The sequence below is a fragment of the Pseudomonas sp. OVF7 genome (assembly GCF_030644265.1).
Taxonomy (GTDB): Bacteria; Pseudomonadota; Gammaproteobacteria; order Pseudomonadales; family Pseudomonadaceae; genus Aquipseudomonas; species Aquipseudomonas gorinensis.
In genome coordinates this window covers 7,148,088-7,174,656 of record NZ_CP128996.1, presented here as the reverse complement: position 1 = coordinate 7,174,656, position 26,569 = coordinate 7,148,088, and the positions used below count along the sequence as shown (strand labels likewise).

The window sequence follows — 26,569 nt, the reverse complement described above, 5'->3', positions numbered from 1 at the left end:
GGGGATTCCTTAAGTTGGCTGGGCTGCAGCAGTGCGTGAATTGCGGCGTTGGCGACGAACCATCTCGCCGGCCAGGGCCAGGTAGGCAATCGCACCACGCGATGTTTTGTCGTATGCCAAAGCCGGCATGCCGTAGCTTGGCGCTTCGGCCAGACGGATATTGCGCGGGATCACGGTGTCGTACAGTTGCTCGCCAAAGTGTTCCTTGAGCTGCGCCGAAACATCGTTCATCAGGCTCAAGCGCGGGTCGAACATGGTCCGCAGCAAGCCTTCGATCTGCAGGTTCGGGTTCAGCAACTCGGCGATACGCTTGATGTTATCCACAAGGTCGCTCAACCCTTCCAGTGCGTAGTACTCGCACTGCATGGGGATAATTACCCCATCGGCAGCCACCAAAGCGTTGAGCGTGAGCATCGACAGCGACGGCGGACAGTCGATCAGGATGTAGTCGTAATTCTCGCGGATCGGCGCCAAGGCACTGCGCAAGCGGCTTTCTTTCATCTGCATTTCCAACAGCACGACTTCCGCCGCGGTCAAATCGCGGTTGGCCGGCAGCAGTTGATAACCGCCATGCTCGGAGTAGTGCATGGCCTGGGCGAGGTCGCACTCACCAATCAGCAAGTCGTAGACCGAGTTTTCCAGGCCGTGTTTATCCACACCGCTACCCATGGTGGCGTTGCCCTGTGGATCGAGATCGATCAACAGCACCCGGCGCTTTGTCGCGACCAGGGATGCTGCGAGGTTGATGCAGGTGGTGGTTTTGCCCACGCCACCTTTCTGGTTCGCTATCGCGAATACCTTAGCCATTCTTGCTTGTGTTCCCAATCATGCCGTGCGGCGCAGTATCAGCAGATGGCGTTGGCCTTGGCAACCGGGTACGGCCAAGGCGTGTTCGCTATCGAGGTGGAAGTCTGCCGGCAATGCTAACAGCTCGTCGCTTGGATGAACGCCCTTCATTGCCAGCCAACGGGTTTCGCGGTCGCCCAGGTGGCGGGTCCAGTTGCAGAAGTTCTCCATGCTGCTGAATGCCCGGGAAACAATTCCGTTGAAAGGCTGCTCAGGCGTGAAGGCTTCAACGCGACTGTGGATAACTTGCAGGTTATCCAGCTTGAGTTCGAGTTTGACCTGGGTCAGGAAGCGGGTTTTCTTGCCGTTGCTGTCCAGGCAGGTCACTTGGGACTCGGGAAACAGGATGGCCAACGGGATGCCCGGCATGCCGCCGCCACTGCCAACGTCCAACCAGCGACCATTTTCGATGAACGGCATCACGCTCAAGCTGTCGAGCAAGTGACGGGACACCATTTCGTCGGGATCACGCACGGCGGTCAGGTTGTAAGCCTTGTTCCATTTGATCAACAGGGCCAGGTAGCCCAACAGCAATTCGTGCTGGACCGGGGTCAGGTCGACGCCCAACTGGTGTGCACCTGTGGATAACTCTTCGGCGTGTTGCGAGGTGACCAACGAACTCAAGCGCTTTGCTCCAACTGACGGCCCGCGCCGCGTTTTTTCAAATGAATCATCAACAGCGAAATGGCTGCCGGGGTTACGCCAGGGATACGTGACGCCTGGCCCAGGGTTTCCGGCCGAGTTATCCCCAGCTTGCTTTGAATTTCCTTCGACAACCCGGAAATCCCGGTGTAATCGATATCCACAGGCAGCTTGGTGTCTTCACTGGCGCGCAAGCGGGCGATCTCGTCCTGCTGGCGGTCAATGTAACCGGCGTATTTGGTCTTGATTTCGACCTGCTCGGCGACCTGCGGATCTTCTGCGCCCTGCCCGGTCACTTCGACCAGACCAGCGTAGTCGATTTCCGGACGGGACAGCAGGTTCAGCAAGTTGTATTCGTGGGTCAGCGGCGTGCCGAATTTTTCAGCAATCGCATCGCCCTGCTCGGTGCCCGGGCGGACCCAGGTGCTTTTCAGGCGCTGCTCTTCCAACGCGATGCTTTCGCGTTTTTTGCAGAAGGCTGCCCAGCGTGCGTCATCGACCAGGCCCAGTTCGCGACCTTTTTCGGTCAGGCGCAGGTCGGCGTTGTCTTCGCGCAGGATCAGGCGATATTCCGCCCGGGACGTGAACATCCGGTACGGTTCCTGGGTGCCCAGGGTAATCAGGTCGTCGACCAATACACCGATGTACGCCTCATCGCGACGCGGGCACCAGCTGTCTTTACCCTGGGCACGCAATGCAGCGTTGGTTCCGGCCAGCAAACCTTGGGCACCAGCTTCTTCATAACCGGTGGTGCCGTTGATTTGTCCGGCAAAGAACAAACCGCCGATCACTTTGGTTTCCAGGCTGTACTTCAGGTCACGCGGGTCGAAGTAGTCGTACTCGATGGCGTAGCCCGGGCGCACGATGTGTGCGTTTTCCATGCCGCGAATCGATTGCACGATCTGGATTTGCACGTCGAACGGCAGTGATGTGGAAATACCGTTCGGGTACAGCTCATGGGTGGTCAAGCCTTCGGGCTCGATGAAGACCTGATGGCTTTCCTTGTCGGCAAAACGGTGGATCTTGTCTTCGATCGATGGGCAGTAACGCGGGCCAATGCCTTCGATCACCCCGGAATACATCGGCGAACGGTCGAGATTCGCCGCGATGATTTCGTGGGTACGGGCATTGGTGTGGGTAATCCAGCAGCTGACCTGTTTCGGATGCTGCTCCTTGGAGCCCATGAACGACATGACCGGAATCGGCGTATCCCCAGCTTGCTCGGTCATCACTGAGAAATCCACGGAACGCCCGTCGATACGCGGCGGAGTTCCGGTTTTCAAGCGACCGACCCGCAGTGGCAATTCACGTAGACGTTGGGCCAGGGCAATCGACGGAGGATCACCGGCGCGGCCGCCGGAATAGTTCTGCATGCCTATGTGGATAAGTCCGCCGAGGAAGGTACCGGTGGTCAACACCACGGATTCCGCGAAGAAACGCAGGCCCATCTGGGTGACGACACCACGTACCTGGTCTTGCTCGACGATCAGGTCATCGGCGGCCTGTTGAAATATCCACAGGTTCGGCTGGTTTTCCAGGGTTTCGCGAACCGCTGCTTTGTACAGGATGCGGTCGGCTTGAGCCCGTGTGGCACGCACGGCCGGGCCTTTGCGGCTATTGAGCACGCGAAATTGAATGCCACCCTTGTCGGTAGCCATGGCCATCACGCCGCCAAGGGCGTCGATTTCCTTGACCAGATGGCTTTTGCCGATCCCACCGATGGCAGGGTTGCAACTCATCGCACCGAGGGTTTCCACGTTGTGCGTCAGCAACAGGGTTTTTACGCCCATGCGTGCTGACGCCAGTGCTGCCTCGGTACCGGCATGACCGCCGCCGATGACGATCACTTCAAAACGGGAAGGGAAATCCACCACGCACCTCGTGCCTGCTTATGTAGGTAATTAGGAATTGATTGGTTGAGCTGGTTTTAGAGCTTTGGCGGCAAGTATAGGGACTTAGCCCTCCCTAAAGAACCCTTTGCACAAAATTTAACCAGCTGTGGATGAATCAAAGACAATAGAAATTAAAAGAGAGAAGTTTATTAAATCTTTGTTTTTATGTTTATTTCTACTGAGGCACCTTTCTGTGGATAGATCTCTACAGGCCTTTATTTTCGTTATGTACAGCGCTTTAAAAGTCTGTGGTCATGTGCCCATGAGGGGCTTGGATAAGTGCTTTAAGCCTGTGGATTAAACAGATGGTTATCCACAGGCGGGTTTTAGCCCAGGTTTCGAGCCCTGTTATCAACCGAGCACAGGGGCGGTTATTCACAGGGCTTAATCCACAGAAATGGGAGCACTGAAGCAAATTGCGCGCACGCGGAGGCCACCCACGACCTGGTTATGCATAGAGAAAGGAGGAAATCGGGGTACGCGAAAGAAACAGACAGGCGCGAATGGCCTGTCTGTGGAAAACGAAAGACTATTTACCGATGCAGAAGCTGGAAAAAATCCGTCCCAGCAAATCATCCGAGCTGAATGCCCCCGTGATTTCGCCCAACAGCTGTTGGGCCTGGCGTAGATCCTCAGCCAGCAGCTCCCCTGCCCCCGCCAAGGTCAGCTGTGCCCGACCGTGTTCCAAGGCCGCGCTGGCATGACGCAACGCCTCCAGGTGCCTGCGACGGGCGCTGAAGCTGCTTTCTGAAGTCTGTTCGTAACCCATGCAGGCCTTGAGGTGGTCACGCAGCAGCTCCAGGCCGTCCCCGGCCGACTTCGCACTCAGACTTATGGTGACGTGGCCATCGTCACTGGTTTCCATGGCAATGGCTTCCCCTGTGAGGTCAGCCTTATTGCGGATCAAGGTAACTTTGGCCGGGTCTGGCCGTTGTTCAAGGAATTCCGGCCACAGCGCAAAAGGATCAACAGCTTCAGGTGCGGTGGCATCCACCACCAGCAGTACCCGATCCGCTTCGCCGATGGCCTTGAGCGCCCGTTCTACGCCGATCTTTTCCACCTGGTCGTCTGTATCACGCAGCCCGGCGGTATCGACCACATGCAAGGGCATACCGTCGATGTGGATATGTTCGCGCAGGATATCCCGTGTGGTACCGGCAATCTCGGTGACGATCGCCGCTTCACGCCCCGCCAGGGCATTGAGCAAGCTGGATTTACCGGCATTGGGTCGACCGGCAATCACCACGGTCATGCCGTCACGCAGCAAGGCGCCTTGCCCGGCTTCGCGCAGTACTGTGGATAATTCATCGCGGACCTTGTCCAGCATCGCCAATACATGGCCATCGGCAAGGAAGTCGATTTCCTCTTCCGGAAAATCAATCGCCGCTTCCACGTAGATACGCAGGCTGATCAGTTGCTCGGTCAAGTTATGCACACGCAGGGAAAACGCCCCCTGCAGCGAGCGCAATGCATTGCGCGCAGCCTGTGCAGAACTGGCCTCGATCAAGTCGGCTATCGCTTCGGCCTGCGCTAGGTCGAGCTTGTCGTTGAGGAATGCCCGCTCGCTGAATTCTCCCGGGCGCGCCAGGCGACAACCCAGTTGCAGGCAGCGTTGCAGCAACATATCCAGGACGATCGGGCCACCGTGTCCTTGCAATTCGAGGACATCTTCGCCGGTAAAGGAATTAGGGCCTGGGAAATAAAGTGCCAAGCCTTCGTCCAATACCCCGTTATCCGCATCCAGGAAGGGGCCGTAATGGGCGTAGCGAGGCTTGAGTTCACGACCACTGATGGCTTTGGCGGCAATGCCGGCGAGCGGCCCGGAAATTCGAACGATACCGACACCGCCGCGACCTTGAGCGGTAGCGACAGCAGCGATGGTTTCACGAGGAGCGCTCATCAGCAGGTTCCAGAACAAAAGTGACGGAAAGCAAAACGCCCCACTAGGGGGCGTCTTGAGTGGTTATCCACAGAGTAAGTTACGCCGCGGCTTTTTTGGTAGCCGCTTCGATCTTACGTGTGATGTACCACTGTTGAGAGATCGACAACACGTTGTTGACCACCCAGTACAGCACCAGGCCAGCTGGGAACCACAGGAAGAAGAAGGTGAAGATGATTGGCATCATTTTCATTACCTTGGCCTGCATCGGATCCGGCGGCGTTGGGTTCAAGCGCTGCTGGATAAACATGGTCGCGCCCATGATGATCGGCAGGATAAAGAACGGGTCTTTGATCGACAGGTCAGTTATCCACAGCATGAACGGAGCCTGGCGCATTTCCACGCTTTCCAGGAGTACCCAGTACAGCGAAAGGAATACTGGCATTTGTACCAGAATCGGCAAGCATCCACCCAGCGGGTTGATCTTCTCTTTCTTGTACAACTCCATCATGGCCTGCGACATTTTCTGCCGGTCGTCACCATGTTGTTCTTTCAGCGCGGCCAATTTAGGGGCCACGGCACGCATGCGCGCCATCGACTTGTAGCTGGCGGCCGACAGTGGGAAGAAGATCCCCTTGATCAGCATCGTCAGGAAGATGATCGAGAAGCCCCAGTTGCCGACGATGCTGTGGATATGTTGCAGCAGCCAGAAGATCGGCTGGGCAATAAACCACAGGATGCCGTAATCCACAGTCAGTTCCAGGCCTGGGGATAACTCTTTCAGTACTGCCTGGCTTTTCGGGCCGGCATACAAGGTAGCGCTGGTTTCAGCCTTGGCGCCTGGAGCGACGGTCAACGCCGGGCCAGTAAAGCCAATGATGTAGTTGCCCTGGCTGTCCTTGCGGGTTTGCACCAGGTTGGCTTCACCCTTGTTCGGAATCCATGCGGTCACGAAGTAGTGTTGCAGCCAGGCAACCCAGCCACCTTGAACGGTTTCTTTCAGCGCGCCCTTGTCGATATCTTTCATCGACACTTTTTTGTACGGCTCGTTACTTGTCCACAGGGCGGCGCCCAGGTAAGTCGCGGTGCCGGTGGCGGTGCTGGAAGACGGATCGGAACTGCCATCACGCTTGAGCTGGGCAAACAGGTTGCCGCTCCACGGTTTGTCGCTTTCGTTGTCGATCAGGTAAGTGACCTTCAAGTCGTACAAACCACGGGTGAAGCTGAAACGCTTGATGTAGTTGACGCCATCGAGGCTGAATTTCAGGTCAACGTTCAACTGGTTTTGGCCATCAGCCAGTTGATAAGTTTTCTGTTCGGTCGAATAAACCGGACGACCGGTAGCACGAGCATCCGGACCGTTGGTGCCAGTCAGGCCGCTTTGTGCCAGATAAACGCGTTCGCCGCCGTTATCGAACAGCTGGAACGGAACATCCGGATGGTCTTGGCGACGTGGATAAAGCGGCAGCTTCAGCTGGGCGATATCACCACCTTGTGGATCGATAGCCAGGTCGAGCACATCCGTTTTGACGTGGATGAGGTCTTTATTGGTGACTACTGGCGTTTCTACAGGGGCGCTTGTCTCGCCATTCGCGCTGGGAACATCGGCACTCGCGGACGCATTGTTACCCAGCGGGGTGTCCGGAATAGCCGGCGCAGCCTGATTGGTAGCAACATTCTGAGTCGGCAGGGCAGCTTGGCCATAGTCCTGGTTCCACTTAAGAACCATGACGTAGGACACGATTGCCAGGGCGACGATCAGGATCGTGCGTTTAATATCCATGATTACTCGGCCATCGAAGAAGAACGGGAGGTAGGGATAGGTGGAACCGGGTCATAACCACCGGGATTCCACGGATGACAGCGGCCTAAACGACGAAAGGCCAGCCAGCCACCGCGCAGAAGACCATGATTTTCTATGGCCTCTAACGCGTAGCAGGAACAACTGGGGTAGAAACGACAGTGGTTGGCCATCAGAGGACTAATGGCATAACGGTAAAACTGGATCGGAACGAGCGCCAGTTTACGCATCAAGGCTGTCTACCCCTACAGTTTCGGTGCTGACTGCTGGTGCTGGCTTGTGGGTACGCGCCAAACGTTTCCAGAGCTTGCCGAAATGCTGAATCAATTCGGGGTTTTCTACGTCCCCCAAGCCTTTGCGCGCGACGATAACAATATCCCAACCAACCAGAGTGTCCTGGTGGAGGCGAAACGATTCGCGCATCAGACGCTTGAGGCGATTGCGCTCAACGGAGAGCTTTACGCTCTTCTTGCCGATCACCAACCCGAGACGGGGGTGATCCAGATCGTTGTTACGCGCAAGGAGCAGGAGATTTTTCCCCGGAACCTTGCCGGTAGGGGAGTCAAAGACTGCCTTGAAGTGCCGGGGGGTAAGCAGGCGCTTTTCCCGACTGAAGTCCTGACTCACCACCAGTACCGGATTATCAAACTGCCAGACGCGCACGACCTTTGGCGCGGCGACGCGACAGGACAGCACGGCCGTTCTTGGTGGCCATGCGAGCACGGAAGCCGTGGGTACGGGCGCGTTTGATGGTGCTTGGTTGGAAAGTACGTTTCATGGCGTTGTTACCTGGTTCGTCCACAACGGGCCGGAATGGCCCCCGTTTTAAGAGACCGGCGATTCTAGAGAAAGCAAGCCTCTAGGTCAATTTCCAACCAGCTTTTCCTTTAATTAGATCTTTGCACGTATCCAGGCCTTTTCTGTCCGCCTGGCTTCCATGGGCAATGCCATAGATATAAAAATAAAGAAGGAAGTTATTTAAAGCTTTTCTGTAAAGCTTATAAAAGCTAGGGAAGCGTTCGTCTGTGGATAACTGCCTTGAGGCCATATTCCACGTGATGTACAGAGAATGACAACACGGGGGAGAAACGGTGCTCTGCCTGTGCTGCGCTGTCGGATAAGCTGTGTGTGGAATGGGTTGTTATCCACAGGCCGGTTACCCACAGACTTTCGACCCCACTTGTACAACGGGCTTAGGTGCGCTTATCCACAGAGCTTATGCACAGACCATCTGTCGCCTTCTTTACGGTTAAGGCATTGATTTTGGCTGGTGTGTGAGCAACCTACATGTGGATAAGTGGGCGGCTGGCCGCTACAATGGCGGCTGTTTTTGCCTCACCGGCTTTCAACTTAGGGGATATCCGTGTCAGTGGAACTTTGGCAGCAGTGCGTGGAGCTTTTGCGCGATGAGCTGCCTGCCCAGCAATTCAACACCTGGATCCGTCCGCTACAGGTCGAAGCCGAAGGCGACGAGTTGCGTGTCTACGCACCCAATCGTTTTGTTCTCGACTGGGTCAACGAGAAGTACCTGAGCCGCGTTCTCGAATTGCTCGATGAGCATGGCAATGGCCTCGCGCCCGTGCTCTCCTTATTAATAGGCAGCAAACGCAGCTCGGCGCCTCGCGCTGCGCCGAATGCGCCGTTGGCAGCGAGTGCCTCGCAGGCACAGTCCGCTGTCGCGCCTGTTAATAACTCGCCAGCACCGGTTGCTCCGACGCCTTCAAAATCCTCGTCGCAGAAAAACGCGCCTATAAATGAAGAGCCGTCCCGCGACAGCTTCGACCCAATGGCAGGTGCCAGCTCGCAGCAGGCCCCGGTTCGCGCGGAACAGCGCACTGTGCAGGTGGAAGGCGCGCTCAAGCACACCAGCTACTTGAACCGCACCTTTACCTTCGAGAACTTCGTCGAAGGTAAATCCAACCAGCTGGCCCGGGCGGCCGCCTGGCAAGTGGCCGATAACCCCAAGCATGGTTACAACCCACTCTTCCTTTATGGTGGCGTTGGCTTGGGTAAGACTCACTTGATGCACGCTGTGGGTAACCATCTATTAAAGAAGAACCCGAATGCCAAGGTCGTGTACCTGCACTCGGAGCGCTTCGTGGCTGATATGGTCAAGGCCCTGCAGCTCAATGCGATCAACGAGTTCAAGCGGTTCTACCGTTCCGTTGATGCCTTGTTGATCGATGACATTCAATTCTTCGCCCGCAAGGAACGTTCCCAGGAAGAGTTCTTTCACACCTTCAACGCCCTGCTCGAAGGCGGCCAGCAGGTCATCCTGACCAGCGACCGTTATCCGAAGGAAATCGAAGGCCTGGAAGAACGCCTGAAGTCGCGCTTTGGTTGGGGCCTGACCGTTGCGGTAGAGCCGCCGGAGCTGGAAACCCGCGTAGCGATCCTGATGAAAAAGGCTGACCAGGCGAAGGTCGACCTGCCCCACGACGCCGCATTCTTCATTGCCCAACGCATTCGCTCCAACGTGCGTGAGCTGGAAGGCGCGCTCAAGCGGGTGATCGCACACTCGCACTTCATGGGCCGCGACATCACCATCGAGTTGATTCGCGAATCCTTGAAAGACCTGCTGGCACTCCAGGACAAGCTGGTTAGTGTGGATAACATCCAGCGCACCGTGGCGGAGTACTACAAGATCAAGATTTCCGACCTGCTGTCCAAGCGCCGCTCGCGCTCGGTGGCTCGTCCGCGTCAGGTGGCTATGGCACTCTCCAAGGAGTTGACCAACCACAGCCTGCCGGAAATCGGTGATGTGTTTGGCGGTCGCGACCACACCACAGTCTTGCACGCGTGCCGCAAAATCAACGAACTTAAGGAATCCGACGCGGATATTCGCGAGGACTACAAGAACCTGCTGCGTACACTGACTACGTGATGACACCAGCGCAGCTTATTAAGGCAAGGGACTAGACCATGCATTTCACCATTCAACGCGAAGCCCTGTTGAAACCCCTGCAACTGGTCGCAGGCGTCGTCGAGCGCCGACAGACCTTGCCGGTGCTCTCCAACGTATTGCTGGTTGTCGAAGGCCAGCAGTTGTCCTTGACCGGTACCGACCTGGAAGTCGAGCTGGTGGGGCGCGTCCAGCTCGAAGAACCCGCCGAACCTGGCGAGATCACCGTGCCCGCGCGCAAGCTGATGGACATCTGTAAGAGCCTGCCCAACGATGCGCTGATAGACATCAAGGTTGATGAGCAGAAGCTGGTGGTCAAGGCCGGTCGCAGCCGTTTTACGCTGTCTACCTTGCCAGCCAATGATTTCCCCACCGTTGAAGAAGGCCCTGGCTCGCTGACCTGCAGCCTGGAGCAAAGCAAGCTGCGCCGTTTGATCGAGCGCACCAGCTTCGCGATGGCCCAGCAGGACGTGCGTTACTACCTCAACGGCATGCTGCTGGAAGTGTCGGAAGGCATCATCCGTGCCGTGGCCACCGACGGTCATCGTCTGGCAATGTGCTCGATGCGTGCTGATATCGGTCAGCCGGACCGTCACCAGGTGATCGTGCCGCGTAAAGGTATCCTTGAATTGGCACGTTTGCTGACCGAACCGGATGGCAACGTCAGCATTGTCCTGGGCCAGCATCACATCCGCGCGACCACGGGGGAGTTCACCTTCACCTCCAAGCTGGTTGACGGCAAGTTCCCGGATTACGAGCGTGTGCTGCCTAAAGGCGGTGACAAGCTGGTCATCGGCGATCGTCAGGCCCTGCGTGAAGCCTTCAGCCGTACCGCGATTCTGTCGAACGAGAAGTACCGCGGTATCCGCCTGCAATTGGCCAACGGCCAGTTGAAGATCCAGGCCAATAACCCGGAGCAGGAAGAAGCGGAAGAAGAAGTGGGCGTCGACTACAACGGCGGTTCGCTGGAAATCGGCTTCAACGTGAGCTACTTGCTTGATGTGCTGGGCGTGATGACCACGGAACAGGTGCGCCTGATCCTGTCGGACTCCAACAGTAGTGCCCTGGTGCAAGAATCCGATAACGACGACTCGGCTTACGTTGTTATGCCGATGCGCCTGTAATCATGCTCAGCAGAAGCTAGATGTCCCTCAGTCGCGTCTCGGTCACCGCGGTGCGCAATCTGCACCCGGTGACCTTCTCCCCCTCCCCACGCATCAATATCCTCCATGGCGCCAACGGCAGTGGCAAAACCAGCGTGCTGGAGGCCATCCATTTGCTGGGGCTCGCCCGTTCATTCCGCAGTGCTCGACTGTTGCCGGTGATTCAATACGAACAACTGGCGTGCACAGTGTTTGGCCAAGTTGAATTGGCTGAAGGTGGGCACAGCAGCTTGGGGATCTCCCGCGATCGTGGCGGGGAGTTTCAAATTCGCATTGATGGGCAAAATGCTCGCAGTGCGGCGCAACTGGCGGAAATCCTGCCGCTGCAATTGATCAACCCAGACAGTTTCCGTTTATTAGAAGGCGCACCGAAGATCCGGCGTCAGTTCCTCGATTGGGGAGTGTTCCACGTGGAACCGCGATTCATGGCCACGTGGCAGCGCCTGCAGAAGGCCCTGCGGCAGCGGAACTCATGGCTGCGGCATGGTACACTTGACGCCGCTTCGCAAGCGGCCTGGGACCGGGAACTGTGCCTGGCCAGCGACGAAATTGATGAATACCGCCGCGCCTATATCAAAGCCTTGAAACCAGTCTTTGAGCAGACCTTGAGTGAGTTGTTGGATCTCGAGGGGCTGACGCTGAGTTACTACCGTGGTTGGGACAAAGAGCGCGAGCTGAGTGCAGTGCTCGCCACGTCCTTGCAGCGGGATCAGCAAATCGGCCATACCCAGGCCGGACCCCAACGGGCTGATTTGCGCCTTAGATTAGGCGCACACAATGCCGCGGACATCTTGTCCCGTGGTCAGCAGAAGTTGGTGGTGTGTGCTTTACGGATCGCCCAGGGGCATCTCGTTAGCCAGGCCAGGCGTGGCCAGTGTATTTATCTGGTGGATGACTTGCCGTCCGAACTCGACGAGCAACACCGCCTCGCGTTATGCCGTTTGTTAGAAGAATTACGCTGCCAGGTTTTTATCACCTGTGTAGACCACGAATTATTGAGGGAAGGCTGGCAGACGGAAACGCCAGTCGCTTTGTTCCACGTGGAACAAGGCCGTATCACCCAGACCCACGACCATCGGGAGTGAAGGCATGAGCGAAGAAAACACGTACGACTCGACCAGCATTAAAGTGCTGAAAGGTTTGGATGCCGTACGCAAACGTCCCGGTATGTACATTGGCGACACCGATGATGGTAGCGGTCTGCACCACATGGTGTTCGAGGTGGTCGACAACTCCATCGACGAAGCTCTGGCCGGTCACTGCGACGACATCAGCATCATCATCCACCCGGATGAGTCCATCACCGTGCGCGATAACGGTCGTGGCATTCCGGTAGATGTGCACAAAGAAGAAGGCGTATCGGCGGCAGAGGTCATCATGACCGTGCTCCACGCCGGCGGTAAGTTCGACGACAACTCTTATAAAGTCTCCGGTGGTTTGCACGGTGTGGGTGTGTCGGTAGTGAACGCTCTGTCTGAAGAGCTGATCCTTACTGTTCGCCGTAGCGGCAAGATTTGGGAACAGACCTACGTCCACGGTGTGCCACAAGAACCAATGAAAATTGTTGGCGACAGTGAGTCCACCGGTACCCAGATTCATTTCAAGCCTTCGGCTGACACCTTCAAGAATATCCACTTCAGCTGGGACATCCTGGCCAAGCGTATTCGTGAACTGTCCTTCCTCAACTCCGGTGTTGGCATCGTCCTCAAGGATGAGCGCAGCGGCAAGGAAGAGCTGTTCAAGTACGAAGGTGGTCTGCGTGCATTCGTTGAATACCTGAACACCAACAAGACTGCGGTCAACCAGGTGTTCCATTTCAACATCCAGCGTGAAGACGGCATCGGCGTGGAAATCGCGTTGCAGTGGAACGACAGCTTCAACGAGAACCTGTTGTGCTTTACCAACAACATTCCACAGCGCGACGGTGGTACTCACCTGGTGGGTTTCCGTTCTGCGCTGACGCGCAACCTGAATACTTATATCGAAGCTGAAGGCCTGGCGAAGAAACACAAAGTCGCCACTACCGGTGATGACGCCCGTGAAGGCTTGACCGCAATTATCTCGGTAAAAGTGCCGGACCCTAAGTTCAGCTCCCAGACCAAGGACAAGCTGGTGTCTTCCGAAGTGAAGACAGCAGTGGAACAGGAGATGGGCAAATACTTCTCCGACTTCCTGCTGGAAAACCCGAACGAAGCCAAGCTGGTTGTCGGCAAGATGATCGATGCGGCACGTGCCCGTGAAGCGGCGCGTAAGGCCCGTGAGATGACTCGTCGTAAAGGCGCGTTGGATATCGCCGGCTTGCCCGGCAAACTGGCTGACTGCCAGGAGAAGGACCCTGCCCTTTCCGAACTGTACCTGGTGGAAGGTGACTCTGCTGGCGGTTCCGCCAAGCAGGGTCGTAACCGTCGCACCCAGGCCATCCTGCCGTTGAAGGGTAAGATCCTCAACGTTGAGAAAGCCCGCTTCGACAAGATGATTTCCTCCCAGGAAGTCGGCACCTTGATCACAGCCTTGGGCTGCGGTATTGGTCGCGAGGAATACAACATCGACAAGCTGCGTTACCACAACATCATCATCATGACCGATGCTGACGTCGACGGTTCGCACATCCGTACCCTGCTGCTGACCTTCTTCTTCCGTCAGTTGCCGGAGTTGATCGAGCGCGGCTACATCTACATCGCCCAGCCGCCACTGTACAAAGTGAAAAAAGGCAAGCAAGAGCAATACATCAAAGACGACGACGCCATGGAAGAGTACATGACGCAGTCGGCCCTGGAAGACGCGAGCCTGCACTTGAACGACGAAGCACCGGGTATTTCCGGTGAGGCGTTGGAGCGTCTGGTAAACGACTTCCGCATGGTGATGAAGACCCTCAAGCGTTTGTCGCGCCTGTACCCTCAGGAGCTGACCGAGCACTTCATCTACCTGCCGGCTGTGAGCCTGGAGCAGCTGGGCGATCATGCCCACATGCAGGAATGGCTGGCTCAGTACGAGGTGCGCCTGCGCACCGTCGAGAAGTCTGGCCTGGTGTACAAGGCCAGCCTGCGTGAAGACCGTGAACGTAACGTTTGGCTGCCAGAGGTCGAGCTGATCTCCCACGGCCTGTCGAACTACGTCACCTTCAACCGCGACTTCTTCGGCAGCAATGACTACAAGACCGTGGTAACCCTGGGCGCGCAACTGAGCACCCTGCTGGACGACGGTGCTTATATTCAACGTGGCGAACGCAAGAAGCAGGTCAAGGAATTCAAGGAAGCCCTCGACTGGCTGATGGCTGAAAGCACCAAGCGCCACACCATCCAGCGATACAAAGGTCTGGGCGAGATGAACCCGGATCAACTGTGGGAAACCACCATGGACCCAGCTCAGCGCCGCATGCTGCGTGTGACCATCGAAGACGCCATTGGCGCAGACCAGATCTTCAACACCCTGATGGGTGATGCGGTCGAGCCACGTCGTGACTTCATCGAAAGCAATGCCCTGGCGGTGTCCAACCTGGACTTCTGATCAGGTGGAGGTTCTCAGAATAAATGAGAACTTTCACAAATAGATGACTCAAGCTTGTCAGCTCAACTGACTGAAAAAGCCAACGTTTTTAAACGTTGGCTTTTTTGTCTTTAAAAACAGAGATTTTTAGCGCTGTTGTAGTTATCGGCAGCGGGGCCAATTCGGTGGTGACGCCATCACAGGGTTCAGGTAACAGAACGTCTCAAACTTCCCAACGCTCGGTCACCAACTGTCAATGAATTGTTCCAGCTCAATGATTTCCCGCTGCAGTCAGGCTACCCTTGCCTAGCGGCAGTAATCCCAATACCGATCACTGGTCTGGCAAGTTACCAAGCAGTAGCAGCACTACCCATGTGTCATGAGTGCGTCCGAAAGTGATAGTCGGCGCAGATAGAGCGTAACAAGGTCAATTCAAGGAGAATGACAGTGAAGTGGATGGATGACCTGTTACACACGATCGACAATGCCCAAACTGAAGCTGAATTGTTGGACCGGATCGTAAGCACTGCAAGACACCTAGGGTTCGACTATTGCGCCTATGGGATCCGAATACCTATACCCGTCACCCGCCCTGCGGTCGTGATGAGCAACAATTTTCAGCCTTCGTGGCGACAACGCTATGCCCAGTGCGAATACATTGCCGTGGACCCGACAGTGCAACACTGCACGAAATCGACGATACCGATTGTCTGGGACGAGCAAATAACCCAGCAAACCCCGCAGATGTGGGAGGAAGCCCGCGCAGCCGGACTGGTCCATGGTTGGGCTCAATCCTGTCTGGACGGCCGCGGCAGCGGCGGCATGCTGACACTGGCGCGCCCCAGCGACGCTATTACTGCGCAAGAGCTCGCATCCAATCAAAAATACATGCGGTTTTTGGTGAATGTCGCCCATCAGGGGTTCTTGCGAGTGCTGACACCGCAGTGGCAATTACCGCAGGAAAAATCGCTGTCGCGGCGCGAATGTGAAGTCCTTAAGTGGGCGGCCGACGGCAAGACTGCCTACGAGATCGGTTTGATCCTCTCGCTATCGCGGGAAACCATCAAGTTTCACCTGCGCAATGCAGGCTCGAAACTGGGTGTCCATAACTGCACCGCTACCGTAGTGCGCGCCACTACACTGGGCTTGCTCGTCTGAGACACCACTCATGTGTGCACCGCTGAAGCGTTAACGGCGCCGAGTGAGAACAACAACAATAATACTCGCACGTTGAAGACGCACCTGCCCAAAAGAGCAGTACCTAAGCATTCGATTATTCTGCTGAATTATCCCTCGATTATTTGCCGAGGGTTCCTCATGTATATGACCACGGGTACGCGCCTTACATTACCGATAGAACTGTGGCAGGCCCTGCTGCGATATCGCTATCGCGTATTTGTCGAGAAACTTGGATGGCATCTGGACTGTGCGATCGGTGAGGAGCTGGATCAATTCGATCGCGACGACACGGTATACGTGATCGCCCATCAAGGCCCGCGCATCGTCGGCGTAGCGCGGCTGCTGCCCACACACAAGCCCTATCTGCTGGGAGAAGTGTTTCCCCAGGTGCTCGGCGACCAGGCACTCCCTCATTCGGCGGACATCTGGGAAATCTCCCGTTTTGCTGCCGTCGACCTGCAGCAACAGACCTTCACTGGCCATTCAATGTCATCGCCGAACGCCGTGGCGCTGCTGCACGAAGTGCTCAAGGTCGCGGCTCGCCACGAGGTTCGCCAATTGATCACGGTATCTCCGCCCGGGATCGCCCGATTATTGCGCAAAGCGGGCTTCGACGCTCATTGCGGGGAAAAGCTGACCGTGATCGAAGGGCAAAAGATCATGGCCAACTGGATCAGGGTACCGCCCAGCCTTGTTGATCGAGAAGTGGCCTGAAGCACTACGAATGGCCTGCCGCTGCCGGCAAATTGGGCAAGCCGCCTCCCCAAAAGGTTAGGTTACAACTTCAGGCCCCTGTTCTTAAATAGCGCTGCATCGGCATTTCAACCATATAAAGGACATGGGCCCTACATGAAAAAAGTCATTGTCATTTCGGGGCATCCGGATCTCTCGGTTTCCCGCGTCAATATCGCGATCATGAGCAAGATCAGCCATCGTGGCGTCAAGGTCCATAGCCTGTCCTGCGCGGTAACGCCCACCGGGTTCGATGTTCGTGCAGAGCAGGCGTTGCTCGATGCCCATGACCGCATCGTGTTGCTGTTTCCGTTGTATTGGTATTCCTGCCCGGCAATCATGAAACAGTGGATCGATGAAGTGTTCACCCCCGGCTATGCCTACGCACGCGGCGGTGACAAGCTCAAGAACAAGGAGTTCATGATCGTCACCACAGTGGGGGCGCCATCCACAGGCTACCGCGCTGGCGGGTTCAACCGTTACACACTGGATGAATTGCTCAGGCCTTTGCAGCAGACGGTGGCGTACGTCAAAGGTATCTACCTGCCTGTCGTCGGGGTTTACGAATCGGTATTCATCGACGACGAATCAATCGACGTCATCGCTCAGAATGTCGCCGAACAGGTCATTGAGGACCAGGCATCCGCCGACCAGCTCTACGAAAACATGCTATTGCAGGCCGAGCAGGCGCAAATCGCCCTGCTGCAATAAGGTGTCATCCATCATGAAGACGCCAAACGCCCAGATCCCACCGTGCGCCAGCCTGGTGGCCGAGCACCATGAGCTAGGTTTTCTGCATTCGGCCAGCGCGATCATCGACACCGAATCCACGGTATTCGAACTGTATTGCCTGATGACGGCCGCGACGCCCGCCTGGCTCAAAGGTGCGTTCAGGCTGCGCGACAGCATCTCGCAGCACTTTCACGTCGAGAAGATCGGCGGGTTCTCGGGCGTCACACCAGAGTGCGTCCCGACGGTCGGCGAAAAGCTCGATTTCTTCACCATCGAGGCCCTCAGCGCACACAAGCTGGTACTGACCTCACGCGATACCCATCTGGCGGTCATGGTCTCGATCGATACAACACTCACGCAACCGCGTTGCCTGCATATCACCACCTCCGTCAAGACCTTCAATACTTTCGGCCGCCTCTACATGCTGCCGGTGGCGCCGGTACATGGGCCCATCATTAAGCTTTTGCTGTCCCGTCTCCCCCTACATTCCCCAATTCGCTCACTTGGAGATCGCAACCCATGAACTGCGCAGACTTGATTGACCCCCATCTGTTGCACAAAGACAGCCCCAAGGATGTCCTGATCGCTCGACCAAGGCTGATTCTGCCCAGTTTTCTCAGTACTACGATTGGTGCAGAAATACTGGCTGGCAACGCGCAGGATCAGGCCCTGTTCGAGGCGCTGTACAGTGCGCAAGATGGCCAGTATGTGCTGCGCTATCTGCCCTTGAAAATCAGTGCGGAACAGGCGAGCACACTCTCCACCTTCGAGATCCGCCTGACTGATTTCTATACCGAGTGCGGCGACCACTTCATCCTCACGGCTGAATTCATCCCCCTGCAGGCCCAACGCTACCTTGCCCAGCATTTTCAGGGCGGTGATGCCGAAATACCGTCCGACCAGGTATTACGCATGATCGAGTGCCTTGAAGCGCTCGCGCAGTGGGATAAGGCCAGGCAGGGGTCTTATCTGTTGATCAATGACACCAAGAATTACTACTTCTATAACAAGCAGCACGAACATGTGCCGGGCCTGATGTTGATCGAGGTGGCCAGGCAAGCCATGTACTACTACGTCTACAACTACTTGGGGCACCGGCGCGGCGCAGTTTCCATTTCCATCGAAGACTTGCGCATTTCCTTCAATGCCTACACCGAATCGGCCTATGAAGTCGAAATCGTGGTGCAGCAGGCCCAGGGCCTCAGGCGATCACAACCCAAGTCCATCGACAAGTGCGCGAACTTCTATCAGAACGGTCGGCTGGTGTCGCGTCTTTGGCTGCAAGGCGCAGTGATCAAGTTACCGCTGTTCAAACGCATGCGCTCGTTGAACTACCCTCAGGATCATTGGTTTACCCCTTCCGATCGCTTGCCCAAGAACATCCTCGTGCATCACGCCGATAGCGTGTTGCAAGCCAGGCTGAGCCTGCTCTCGGTACTGGGAGTGCTGGTGACTCATCAAGCCGGGGCCATCGATTGGAGCACGGTCAGTACCGTATCGCTCTACATCGAAGGGGGTGGTTTCCTCAGCCTGCCAGTTGCTTCGACCTGCTCCACCGGCGAATCCGACCAGCGGGTGCTGGTGTTCGGTAAGTTGTCCAAGGACCAGGCCAGCGAACTCCGTGAAACGATCAAGTGCCACTGCTTCTTTGCCGGGCAGATGCGATGGGCCGCGGCCTCTTCACCAGCCCCTCTGGCCCACGAGCAAATCGTGGCATGAGGATCGTTCGCCCATGAGCTATGAGCTTTCACAACGCCCACTGGTGATCGGTAAGAGCGTTTCGCTGAAAAACCGATTGTATTTCGCCCCGATGGGCATCGACCTGGCCACCTCGGACGGTTCGCTGTCCGAAGAAATGCTCACTTTCTATCAACATGTGATCGACGGTGGCTGCGCCATGGTGGTACTGGGCAACTCCTCCATAGCGCCCTCCACGCGCCTGCATGCGCGAGGCCTGTGCCTGCACAGCGATGCCAACCTGGAAAAGCTCGCGCCGCTGGTGGAGTACGGCCACCAGCGGGACTGTCCGGTGGTGGTGCAACTTCAGCATTACGGAGCCCAAGGTGGCACGCAGATCAGCGGCCAACCGCTGCTTTGCCCGAGCCGCAGTGCGTTATCCGGTAGCAGCGGTGCCGATCTGTTGGTAGAGATGAGTGTCGAGGACATCGACGCTGTCTGCGATCAGTTTGCCCAAGCGGCTCTGCGTGCCAGACAGGCCGGCGCCAAAATGGTCCAGCTCCAGGCATCCAACGGCTATCTGCTGAGCAGTTTTCTATCGCCCTGGACCAACCATCGGCGTGACGCCTATGGCGCCAGCCCGCTCAAGCGAGCGCGGTTCCTGCTGGAAGTCATCGACCGCATTCATAGGGTTACCGCTGGAGACCTGGAGGTTTCCGTGCGCCTGGGCATCGATGATTGTCTGGGCACCAGCGGGCAGCAACCGGAACTGCTCGAGGACGTAGTGGCTGCCCTGGCGGACGCCGGGACGTCGGCAATCATGTGCTCGATCACCATCAAGGAAACCTTCCGCTACATGCTTTCTGCCCATCCTGAGATTCAGCGACAGTTCGTCGAAGGGGTGCGGCTGATCAAGTCGTTCACCTCGCTCCCGGTCGGCTATGCCGGTTTCATTGGCTCGCTGCAGGAGGCAGAAGATCAACTGCGGCTGGGTCACTGTGATCTGGTCGGCATGAGCCGAGCCCTTTTTGCCGATAACGACCTGATCAGCAAGTCGCTCGCCGGCCATGAGGATCAGGTCCAGCAATGCCGGTTTGACGGTAACTGCTTTCGAGACAAGAGCAATCCGCAACTCGATCGGGTGTATTGCTGCGTGAATGAGCATTACAAGCGGCCCGCTCACATCCATTACGGGAATCAATAACATGGAATTTCAAGACAAGAACGTCGTCATCACCGGCGGAGCAAGCGGTATCGGCCTAGCCGTGGCAAAGCAACTGGCCGGAGCGGGCGCGCGGCTGTTCCTGATGAGCAGAAACGAGCAAAAGGCTGCCGCCGCTCTGGAGATACTCGGGGCTTCGGCGCAGTTCATCTTTTGCGATGTAGCGTCGGAAACTTCAGTAGCCGAGGCCTTCGCGAAGGTGGCTGGCGAGGTTGATCAGTTGCACTACGCCATCAACAACGCAGGCATTACCGCCCCCTACGCGCCGATCGCGACAATCCAGCCGCAGGACTGGAACAGGGTCATCCACACCAACCTGAACGGCCCCCTTTACTGCCTGCAAAAAGAACTGGCATTGATCAGCCAGTACCCCGATGGAGCGATCGTCAACGTGTCCTCGTGCGCTGGCGTGATGCCGATGGCCAATCAGGCGGCCTACGTCGCCAGCAAGACAGCGCTCAATGCCTTGACGCAGGTCGCCGCCATGGAGAATGCCTGCGACAGCGATTCCGGCTTTGCCGTGCGCGTCAACGCCGTAGCGCCCGGGCCGACACTGGGAGGTATGAACTCTCCGGAACGGCTGGCTGCCCATCCGGAAAACACCCAGCGCAAGCGTGACGTGACGGCCATGAAGCGCTTTGCCCAGCCAGAGGAAATCGCCGATGCGATCATGTTTTTGCTGAGCAAGAGATCCAGCTATATCACCGGCACAGTGCTCAGCGCCGATGGCGGCTATCACATCGGCAAATTCTAGGGGTAATCATGGCTAGCATATTGATCACCGGTGTAAGCACCGGTATCGGCAACGCCCTGGCACGCTATTACCTGGCCAGGGGCGACGAGGTGCTCGCGGTGTCACGAAATCCTGCGGCCAATATCCCGCCACAGGAGCACTTCCACTTTATGCGGTGCGATTTGACCGATATCGAGCGCGCACCGGCAATCTTGCAGACGTTGCTATCGCGTACCCCTGCCCCGGTAGAGACCGTCTACCTGAATGCGGGACGGTTCGGCGGCGCGCCCCAACTGGCCACGCAGACCTCGATGCAGGAGTTCAATAGCGTCTTGGCGCTCAACCTGGGCGCCGTAAAAATGGTCCTGGACATTATGCTGAGTGCGACGCCGCCCCCCAGTACGGTGGTCTTTTCATCATCGATTTCGGCACTGCGCCAACGTGCGGGGATGCTCTCATATTCCGTATCCAAGGCAGCGTTGAATGCTCTGGCAAAAATCTATCAATTGGAAAACCCACACACATTCTTTGCCGTTCTGGGGCTCTGCAACGTCCAGACGACTGTGGCACGGACCATCATGGCGGCGGATGAGCGTTTCAGCGATCTTGTCGCGCTGCGGCAACGAGCGGCAGTTCCCGGCTACATCGTCGACGCCGACTCCCGCGCTGGGCATATTGTCCAGGTTTTGGCCGAGCGCCATCGTAATGGACTGAAATCGGGAGAGTTCCAAGAAATTCGCGACTTGCTGAACCAACCACTCAAGGAGGAGAACCCGCAATGACCCAATCCACACATGAGAAAATCGTACGCGTTGGCGCTATATACGACATTCTTGCAATGGCCCCATTCGCCTTGCCGATGGTGTCCGTCTGGGCCTATTCAATGATCCAATGGGTCGACCAACAACTGGGCTTCAACAGCCGCTTCTCGACGCTCGACCCCACGGCCATGTTCCTGCTCAACATCGGCGCCTGGGCATACCTTGTGTGGGGCTTTGTGCGTTGGCGAGCCCCCACACGCGAACATGCCCGTCTCAGCGCCTTGCTGCGCGTGATCGTCGTGGTACTGCAGGTATTGGCCGTCAGCGGTGGCGCTTCGCCTTTCTTGCTGGTGCTGGGTGTCGTTCAACTGTTGCTGGCGGTACTGGAGTTTTCCCACAGATTATTCGAGCGCAACGTCGCCAAACCCACCCGAGAAGGGGCCCGTTCTTACTGATGGTTGGCGCCGATGCCGAGTTGACCCAGTTGCCGAGATTTCACCGATCGGTCAATCCCGGGGTCGGCATCAACACGACAATCCTGTTGGAACCGAGAACGGCCTGGACTGCTCAGGCCGTTTTTTAAAATGCTCCACGTGGAACATCGTGATTTTCAGCGTTGAGTCGCCGGCGCCACACTCTCCAATCGATACCCATACCCATAGATGGTCAACAGCTGCCAACCCCGGTCGGCCGTCAGGCCAAGCTTGTTACGCAGCCGATAGATATGCGTATCCAACGGTCTTGAAGAGACCATTTCCTCATGGCTCCAGAACCGCTCATAGAGGTACTCTCGGGAAAGCGGCCGTGCCAGGTTGGCAAACAAGCAACTGGCCAATCGGTACTCGCGTTCGGTCAGGTTGATTGGTTTGCCCGCACGGGTAACGGTGAGTTCGGCGTCATCGAAGGTCAGGTCGTTGAAGCTTTGTACTTCGTTGTTCGCGGACTTCTGAAAACCATGCCGACGCAAAACGGCGGTGACTCGCGCTTTGAGCTCATTGGGTCGAAAGGGTTTGCTGACGTAATCATCGGCGCCGCTGTTGAGCGCAGTGACAATATCGCTCTCGGCATCACGGCTGGTCAGCATGATGACCGCGGGGGGCGCTTCCATGTGTTCGCGTGTCCAGCGCAGTATCGCGATGCCACTGATATCAGGCAATTGCCAGTCGAGTATCAGCAGGTCAAAAGTTTCGCGGCGCAGTTGGCGCAGCAGGTCTTCACCGCGTTCGAAGCAATGCAGAGACCAGGGCTGTTCCGTGATACTGGGGATTTGTCGCAGTGTCTGTTCCACCCGCCGCAGTTCAGCGGGTTCGTCATCCAGTATTGCGACACGCATGTCGAAGGTCCTTTCTTCTAATATTAGGCAGCCGACGGCCTTGGATATATGGCACATACTGCACAGTTGCCGGCCTCTGAATCTGAAGAATTGTGGTCAGATTCAACGCCCCCTTGGAACTCTCGGTACGCTGATATCAAAGGGCCGTTAAGCCATTGAAAGTCCTCGATACCCAGGTGGGAAAGATACCGGCTCCCGATCGTAAGTAAAAGGATCAGCCGACAGGTACGCTGCCGCCAACACCTGCGCGTTGATGTCAGATGCCTTCTGGAACCCATACCTTAATGAGCACCATGACCCTCTCTCCCCGCGCGACGCGCCGTACCCTCCCCGCCCTGTTGATCCTGGTAGCTTCGGCCAGCGCCGGTGCCAAGACGCGTCCCCCCTACCTCGAAGATGATTTTCTTTGCCGTGCGCAACCTTTGCCGGCCGTCGTCCAGCATGTCACCGGGGATGCCTGGAAACTCGACCCGCGAGGCAAGGCGATGCCTTTGCAGGAAGGCATGACCATCGATGAGCAGGAGGGTGTGAAGACATCGGCGTCGGCGTTTGTCAGCCTGTCGTTGGGGGATGGCTCGCGGCTGGTGCTGCCCTCCAGTTCCCAGGTGCGCTTGCGCCTGGTCGAGAAGCGGTCGATTCCGCAGGTCATACTCGAACAAGGCCAGGTTGAAGCGTATGTGATCAAGCGAGCCAGTGATTACGACCGGTTCCAGATCATCACCCCTGTCGGGGTGTTGGGTGTGCGAGGCACGCACTTTCGAGTACGTGATGACGGTGAACAGTCCATGCTGGAGGTGCTTGATGGTCAGGTGGCGGTCAATCGCGCCCTGAAAACCGCGCCTGCCGAAGCAGAGGTCAAGGTCGATGGCCGGCAAGGCCTGCTGTTCAAGCAACAAGGTGATCTTCACCCCGTTGAGTTACTGTCCGCGCCCAGGCTTATCGGCCAGGATGGGCAGAAAGGTGATGCGCCGGTCTGGCGTTTGTACCTGCGACCGTTGCCCGGTGCCCGGCGGTATCGCGCCCAAGTGGCGACTGATAAAGCCTTTATGAACATCCAGCAGGAAAACTTTTCCAGTGAGCCGAAAATGAGCTTCACTGGGCTCAAGGCATCGTTCTATCACGTTCGTGTATCGGCGTATGACGAGCATGGCCTGGAAGGAGAAACCGGGGTCTATGACATCTTCTACTACCCGCCCGCCACGCAGGCGCAGGCTTCCGGTGGCTGACCAATGATGTTCTGGCGCAAGGCCGAGAAACGCCAACCCACCCATGCCCAACGCCTGTTCCACGGGTTGGTCCGCGAGTGGTTGTGGATCGGTTTACTGTTGCTGCCGATCACGGCCTATCTGTCCTTGAGCCCCGGCCTCGCCCTGAACAATCCGTTGTATGACAGCCTGCGCCGTCTTACCCCCTTACCCGTTGACCCACGCATCTTGCTGGTAACAATTGATGACGCGAGCTTGAAAAAGCTCGGCCAATGGCCCTGGCCACGCAGCTTGCACGCCGACTTGATCGATCGCCTGAGTGCCGCGCAACCGGCAGGCATTCTGTTTGATGTGATCTTCAGCGAGCCCGGCAACGCTGCCAACGACAAACGCCTGGCCGAGGCAGTGTGCAACGCGGGGAATGTGCTGTTGCCACTGGTGCGCGAGGGCACCGCCAGCTACAGCGAGCCAGGGGAGCAGATGCTGCCGCTGCTCAAATGCGCCAAGGGGGTTGGGCATATTAATGTTGAGGCGGACAGCGACGGCGTGGTGCGCAGCCTGTACATGCGTGAAGGACCGCCCGCAGCCACCGCCGCGCAGTTGGCGTGGTTGGCGTACCAGTTGAGCGGCGAAGCCCAGGCCATGCCGGGGGAGCCCCAGGATTCAAGTGCTCAAACGTGGCATCGCGAGCACGCCATCCGTATCCCTTTCATCGCGCCGCACACTCATTTTCCCAGCGTGTCCTACGTCAGCGTATTACACGGTGAAGTCCCTTCCGAACTGCTACGTAATCGCCTGATCCTGGTGGGGGCTACCGCTTCGGGGATGGGGGACCGGTTCGTCACACCCCTCTCCTCCACCGTGGGCACGACCGCGGGGGTGGAGATCCAGGCCAACGTGCTCAATGGCTTGCTGCAAGGGCGCAGCATTGTCGATCTGCCTGGCTGGTTGGCGGCAACGATGGCGACGTTCCTGGTGGCGTTGTTGCTCGGCCTGCTGCTGTACCGGCCGCGCTATGCATTGTGGATGACGCTGGGCTGCATGGCGGTTGCGCTGCTCGGTTCCTGGGCGTTGTTACGCCTGGGGCACTGGTGGTCGCCGGCAGCCTGCCTGATTGGCCTGCTGCTGAGTTACCTGATCTGGAATTGGCGCCGCCTGAGTGTGATCCTCGCCTATTTCGGCTGGGAACTGGCGCGGCTGGATAACGAACCCAAAGTACTGCCCGAACGCCGTCGTGCGCCGGCCAGCAAGGGGGATGTGTTGCAGGCGCGCATCTTCGCCCTTGAGCAAGCTGTCGGTCGTACGCGGGACACTCGCCGCTTTATGGCCGATGGCCTGGAGTGCCTGCCGGTGGCGACGCTGATCACCGACCCCAAAGGCAACATCCTGCTGGCTAACCGCATCGCCCGCGATGTGTTCGGTAATGACCTGGTCAGCGAAAACCTTCTCGAACAACTCGCTGACCTGGGGTATCCACCGTTGCATAACGGCGTGCGACCCGCGCTTGCGGCGCTCGAACTCGTCGAGTTCCGCGACATTCATCAACGCAGCCTGCGAATGGAACTTGCGCCGCTGTTGCCCGCCGACGGTGACGTCGCACTCGGATGGCTACTGAGCCTGACAGACCTGAGTAAGGAACGTGAGGCCCAGCAGCACCGCGAGACGATGCTGCGCTTCCTCTCTCACGACTTGCGCGCACCCCACTCGGCGATCCTCGCGCTGTTGGATGTGCACAATGGTGAGTCGCCCGTATTCGCCCAGATCGAGCAACAGGTTCGACGCGCCTTGAGCCTCACCGAGTCCTTCGTGCAATTGGCCAAGGCGGAAGCTGACGGCTACCAATTCCAGCCGACGCTGTTCGCCATGCTGGTGATGGATGCCTTCGACCAGGTGGCGCTGATTGCGCAGCTCAAGGGCATTCACTTGGTCCATGACCTCGACGAGGCGGACGAAGGCATGGTTTCAGCCGATCAATCGTTGCTCACGCGTTCGTTGTTCAACGTGCTGGAGAATGCGATCAAGTATTCCCCGTCCGGTACCACGGTAAGGTTGAGACACAGCAGCGCACAAGGCTGGTTGGAATGCCGCATCAGCGACCAGGGCCCGGGGATTGCCGCTGAAGATTTACCCGAGCTGTTCAGCCAGTATCGGCGCTTCGAGTCCGCCCAAGGCAGTGAAGGTCTTGGATTGGGGCTGACCATGGTCAAGGCCGTTGTAGAGCGCCATGGTGGCCTTATCAGGTGTGAAAGCGTGGTAGGCAAAGGCACCACATTCAGCCTGCAACTGCCCTTGTTGGAAGACTGACCCACGTACTATTCGGCTGTGTATAAAAAACCGGTCTCAAGGACCGGTTTTTTACTGCGCAAAAAACTTATGCACGTTTT

General features: G+C 57.2%; 24 protein-coding genes. 15 read left to right on the top strand and 9 right to left on the bottom strand.

What is annotated here, in order from left to right:
- Positions 1–9 precede the first annotated feature (9 nt).
- The 8 genes from QU606_RS32800 to rpmH all read right to left on the bottom strand — a co-directional run bounded on the left by QU606_RS32800 (position 10) and on the right by rpmH (position 7,838).
- Positions 10–807: a ParA family protein gene (locus QU606_RS32800; RefSeq protein WP_015886651.1), complete on the bottom strand. Its 798-nt coding sequence runs from the start codon at positions 805–807 to the stop codon at positions 10–12.
- Between the two features lie 18 nt (positions 808–825).
- Positions 826–1,470, bottom strand: coding sequence for a 16S rRNA (guanine(527)-N(7))-methyltransferase RsmG (rsmG, locus tag QU606_RS32795; protein ID WP_150054703.1), 645 nt, complete (start codon positions 1,468–1,470; stop codon positions 826–828).
- Entirely contained in the window at positions 1,467–3,359 is a 1,893-nt protein-coding gene (mnmG, locus tag QU606_RS32790; RefSeq protein WP_041161328.1) for a tRNA uridine-5-carboxymethylaminomethyl(34) synthesis enzyme MnmG, read from the bottom strand. Before mnmG ends, rsmG begins: the two co-directional genes overlap by 4 nt.
- Before the next feature lie 550 nt (positions 3,360–3,909).
- Positions 3,910–5,280: a tRNA uridine-5-carboxymethylaminomethyl(34) synthesis GTPase MnmE gene (gene mnmE / locus QU606_RS32785; protein ID WP_102623663.1), complete on the bottom strand. Its 1,371-nt coding sequence runs from the start codon at positions 5,278–5,280 to the stop codon at positions 3,910–3,912.
- A 79-nt stretch (positions 5,281–5,359) separates the two neighbouring features.
- Positions 5,360–7,042, bottom strand: coding sequence for a membrane protein insertase YidC (yidC, locus tag QU606_RS32780; RefSeq protein WP_024078260.1), 1,683 nt, complete (start codon positions 7,040–7,042; stop codon positions 5,360–5,362).
- Between the two features lie 2 nt (positions 7,043–7,044).
- Entirely contained in the window at positions 7,045–7,290 is a 246-nt protein-coding gene (gene yidD, locus QU606_RS32775) for a membrane protein insertion efficiency factor YidD (RefSeq protein WP_077430980.1), read from the bottom strand.
- Positions 7,283–7,690: a ribonuclease P protein component gene (gene rnpA / locus QU606_RS32770; protein WP_020302575.1), complete on the bottom strand. Its 408-nt coding sequence runs from the start codon at positions 7,688–7,690 to the stop codon at positions 7,283–7,285. Before rnpA ends, yidD begins: the two co-directional genes overlap by 8 nt.
- 13 nt (positions 7,691–7,703) lie before the next feature.
- Positions 7,704–7,838 carry a 50S ribosomal protein L34 gene (gene rpmH / locus QU606_RS32765; protein ID WP_003213577.1) on the bottom strand — a complete coding sequence of 45 codons (135 nt, stop codon included), beginning with the start codon at positions 7,836–7,838 and terminating at the stop codon, positions 7,704–7,706.
- A 585-nt stretch (positions 7,839–8,423) separates the two neighbouring features.
- On the opposite strand from rpmH, the gene dnaA reads away from it, so the two are divergent.
- The 13 genes from dnaA to QU606_RS32700 all read left to right on the top strand — a co-directional run bounded on the left by dnaA (position 8,424) and on the right by QU606_RS32700 (position 22,102).
- Positions 8,424–9,944 (top strand): chromosomal replication initiator protein DnaA, encoded by a 1,521-nt coding sequence (gene dnaA / locus QU606_RS32760; protein WP_024072541.1) that lies wholly within the window; start codon positions 8,424–8,426, stop codon positions 9,942–9,944.
- A 38-nt stretch (positions 9,945–9,982) separates the two neighbouring features.
- Entirely contained in the window at positions 9,983–11,086 is a 1,104-nt protein-coding gene (gene dnaN / locus QU606_RS32755; RefSeq protein ID WP_005783345.1) for a DNA polymerase III subunit beta, read from the top strand.
- Positions 11,087–11,106: 20 nt separating this feature from the next.
- Positions 11,107–12,210: a DNA replication/repair protein RecF gene (recF, locus tag QU606_RS32750; RefSeq protein ID WP_024072542.1), complete on the top strand. Its 1,104-nt coding sequence runs from the start codon at positions 11,107–11,109 to the stop codon at positions 12,208–12,210.
- 4 nt (positions 12,211–12,214) lie between these two features.
- Positions 12,215–14,632, top strand: coding sequence for a DNA topoisomerase (ATP-hydrolyzing) subunit B (gene gyrB / locus QU606_RS32745; protein WP_168233011.1), 2,418 nt, complete (start codon positions 12,215–12,217; stop codon positions 14,630–14,632).
- A gap of 420 nt (positions 14,633–15,052) precedes the next feature.
- Positions 15,053–15,769 (top strand): LuxR family transcriptional regulator, encoded by a 717-nt coding sequence (locus QU606_RS32740; protein WP_051448857.1) that lies wholly within the window; start codon positions 15,053–15,055, stop codon positions 15,767–15,769.
- 159 nt (positions 15,770–15,928) lie between these two features.
- Positions 15,929–16,504, top strand: coding sequence for an acyl-homoserine-lactone synthase (locus QU606_RS32735; protein ID WP_041160802.1), 576 nt, complete (start codon positions 15,929–15,931; stop codon positions 16,502–16,504).
- 135 nt (positions 16,505–16,639) lie between these two features.
- Positions 16,640–17,233, top strand: a complete 594-nt coding sequence (locus QU606_RS32730) for an NAD(P)H-dependent oxidoreductase (protein WP_024072551.1) — start codon at positions 16,640–16,642, stop codon at positions 17,231–17,233.
- A gap of 13 nt (positions 17,234–17,246) precedes the next feature.
- Positions 17,247–17,777: a DUF2867 domain-containing protein gene (locus QU606_RS32725; RefSeq protein ID WP_024072552.1), complete on the top strand. Its 531-nt coding sequence runs from the start codon at positions 17,247–17,249 to the stop codon at positions 17,775–17,777.
- Complete coding sequence (locus QU606_RS32720) at positions 17,774–18,973, top strand: AfsA-related hotdog domain-containing protein (protein ID WP_069077294.1); 1,200 nt, start codon at positions 17,774–17,776, stop codon at positions 18,971–18,973. The genes QU606_RS32725 and QU606_RS32720 overlap by 4 nt, the downstream gene beginning before the upstream one ends.
- A gap of 13 nt (positions 18,974–18,986) precedes the next feature.
- Positions 18,987–20,135 carry an NADH:flavin oxidoreductase gene (locus QU606_RS32715; RefSeq protein ID WP_024072554.1) on the top strand — a complete coding sequence of 383 codons (1,149 nt, stop codon included), beginning with the start codon at positions 18,987–18,989 and terminating at the stop codon, positions 20,133–20,135.
- A gap of 1 nt (position 20,136) precedes the next feature.
- Positions 20,137–20,907, top strand: a complete 771-nt coding sequence (locus QU606_RS32710) for an SDR family NAD(P)-dependent oxidoreductase (RefSeq protein ID WP_024072555.1) — start codon at positions 20,137–20,139, stop codon at positions 20,905–20,907.
- Between the two features lie 8 nt (positions 20,908–20,915).
- Entirely contained in the window at positions 20,916–21,668 is a 753-nt protein-coding gene (locus QU606_RS32705) for an SDR family oxidoreductase (protein WP_304998009.1), read from the top strand.
- A complete protein-coding gene (locus QU606_RS32700) occupies positions 21,665–22,102 on the top strand; it encodes a hypothetical protein (protein ID WP_024072557.1) in 438 nt (145 codons plus the stop codon). The genes QU606_RS32705 and QU606_RS32700 overlap by 4 nt, the downstream gene beginning before the upstream one ends.
- Before the next feature lie 155 nt (positions 22,103–22,257).
- Here the strand turns inward: QU606_RS32700 and QU606_RS32695 are convergent, their stop codons facing one another.
- Positions 22,258–22,980 (bottom strand): response regulator transcription factor, encoded by a 723-nt coding sequence (locus QU606_RS32695; protein WP_024072558.1) that lies wholly within the window; start codon positions 22,978–22,980, stop codon positions 22,258–22,260.
- 293 nt (positions 22,981–23,273) lie between these two features.
- On the opposite strand from QU606_RS32695, the gene QU606_RS32690 reads away from it, so the two are divergent.
- Positions 23,274–24,206: a FecR domain-containing protein gene (locus QU606_RS32690; RefSeq protein WP_304998008.1), complete on the top strand. Its 933-nt coding sequence runs from the start codon at positions 23,274–23,276 to the stop codon at positions 24,204–24,206.
- Between the two features lie 3 nt (positions 24,207–24,209).
- Entirely contained in the window at positions 24,210–26,489 is a 2,280-nt protein-coding gene (locus QU606_RS32685; RefSeq protein ID WP_024072560.1) for a CHASE2 domain-containing protein, read from the top strand.
- Positions 26,490–26,569 lie beyond the last annotated feature (80 nt).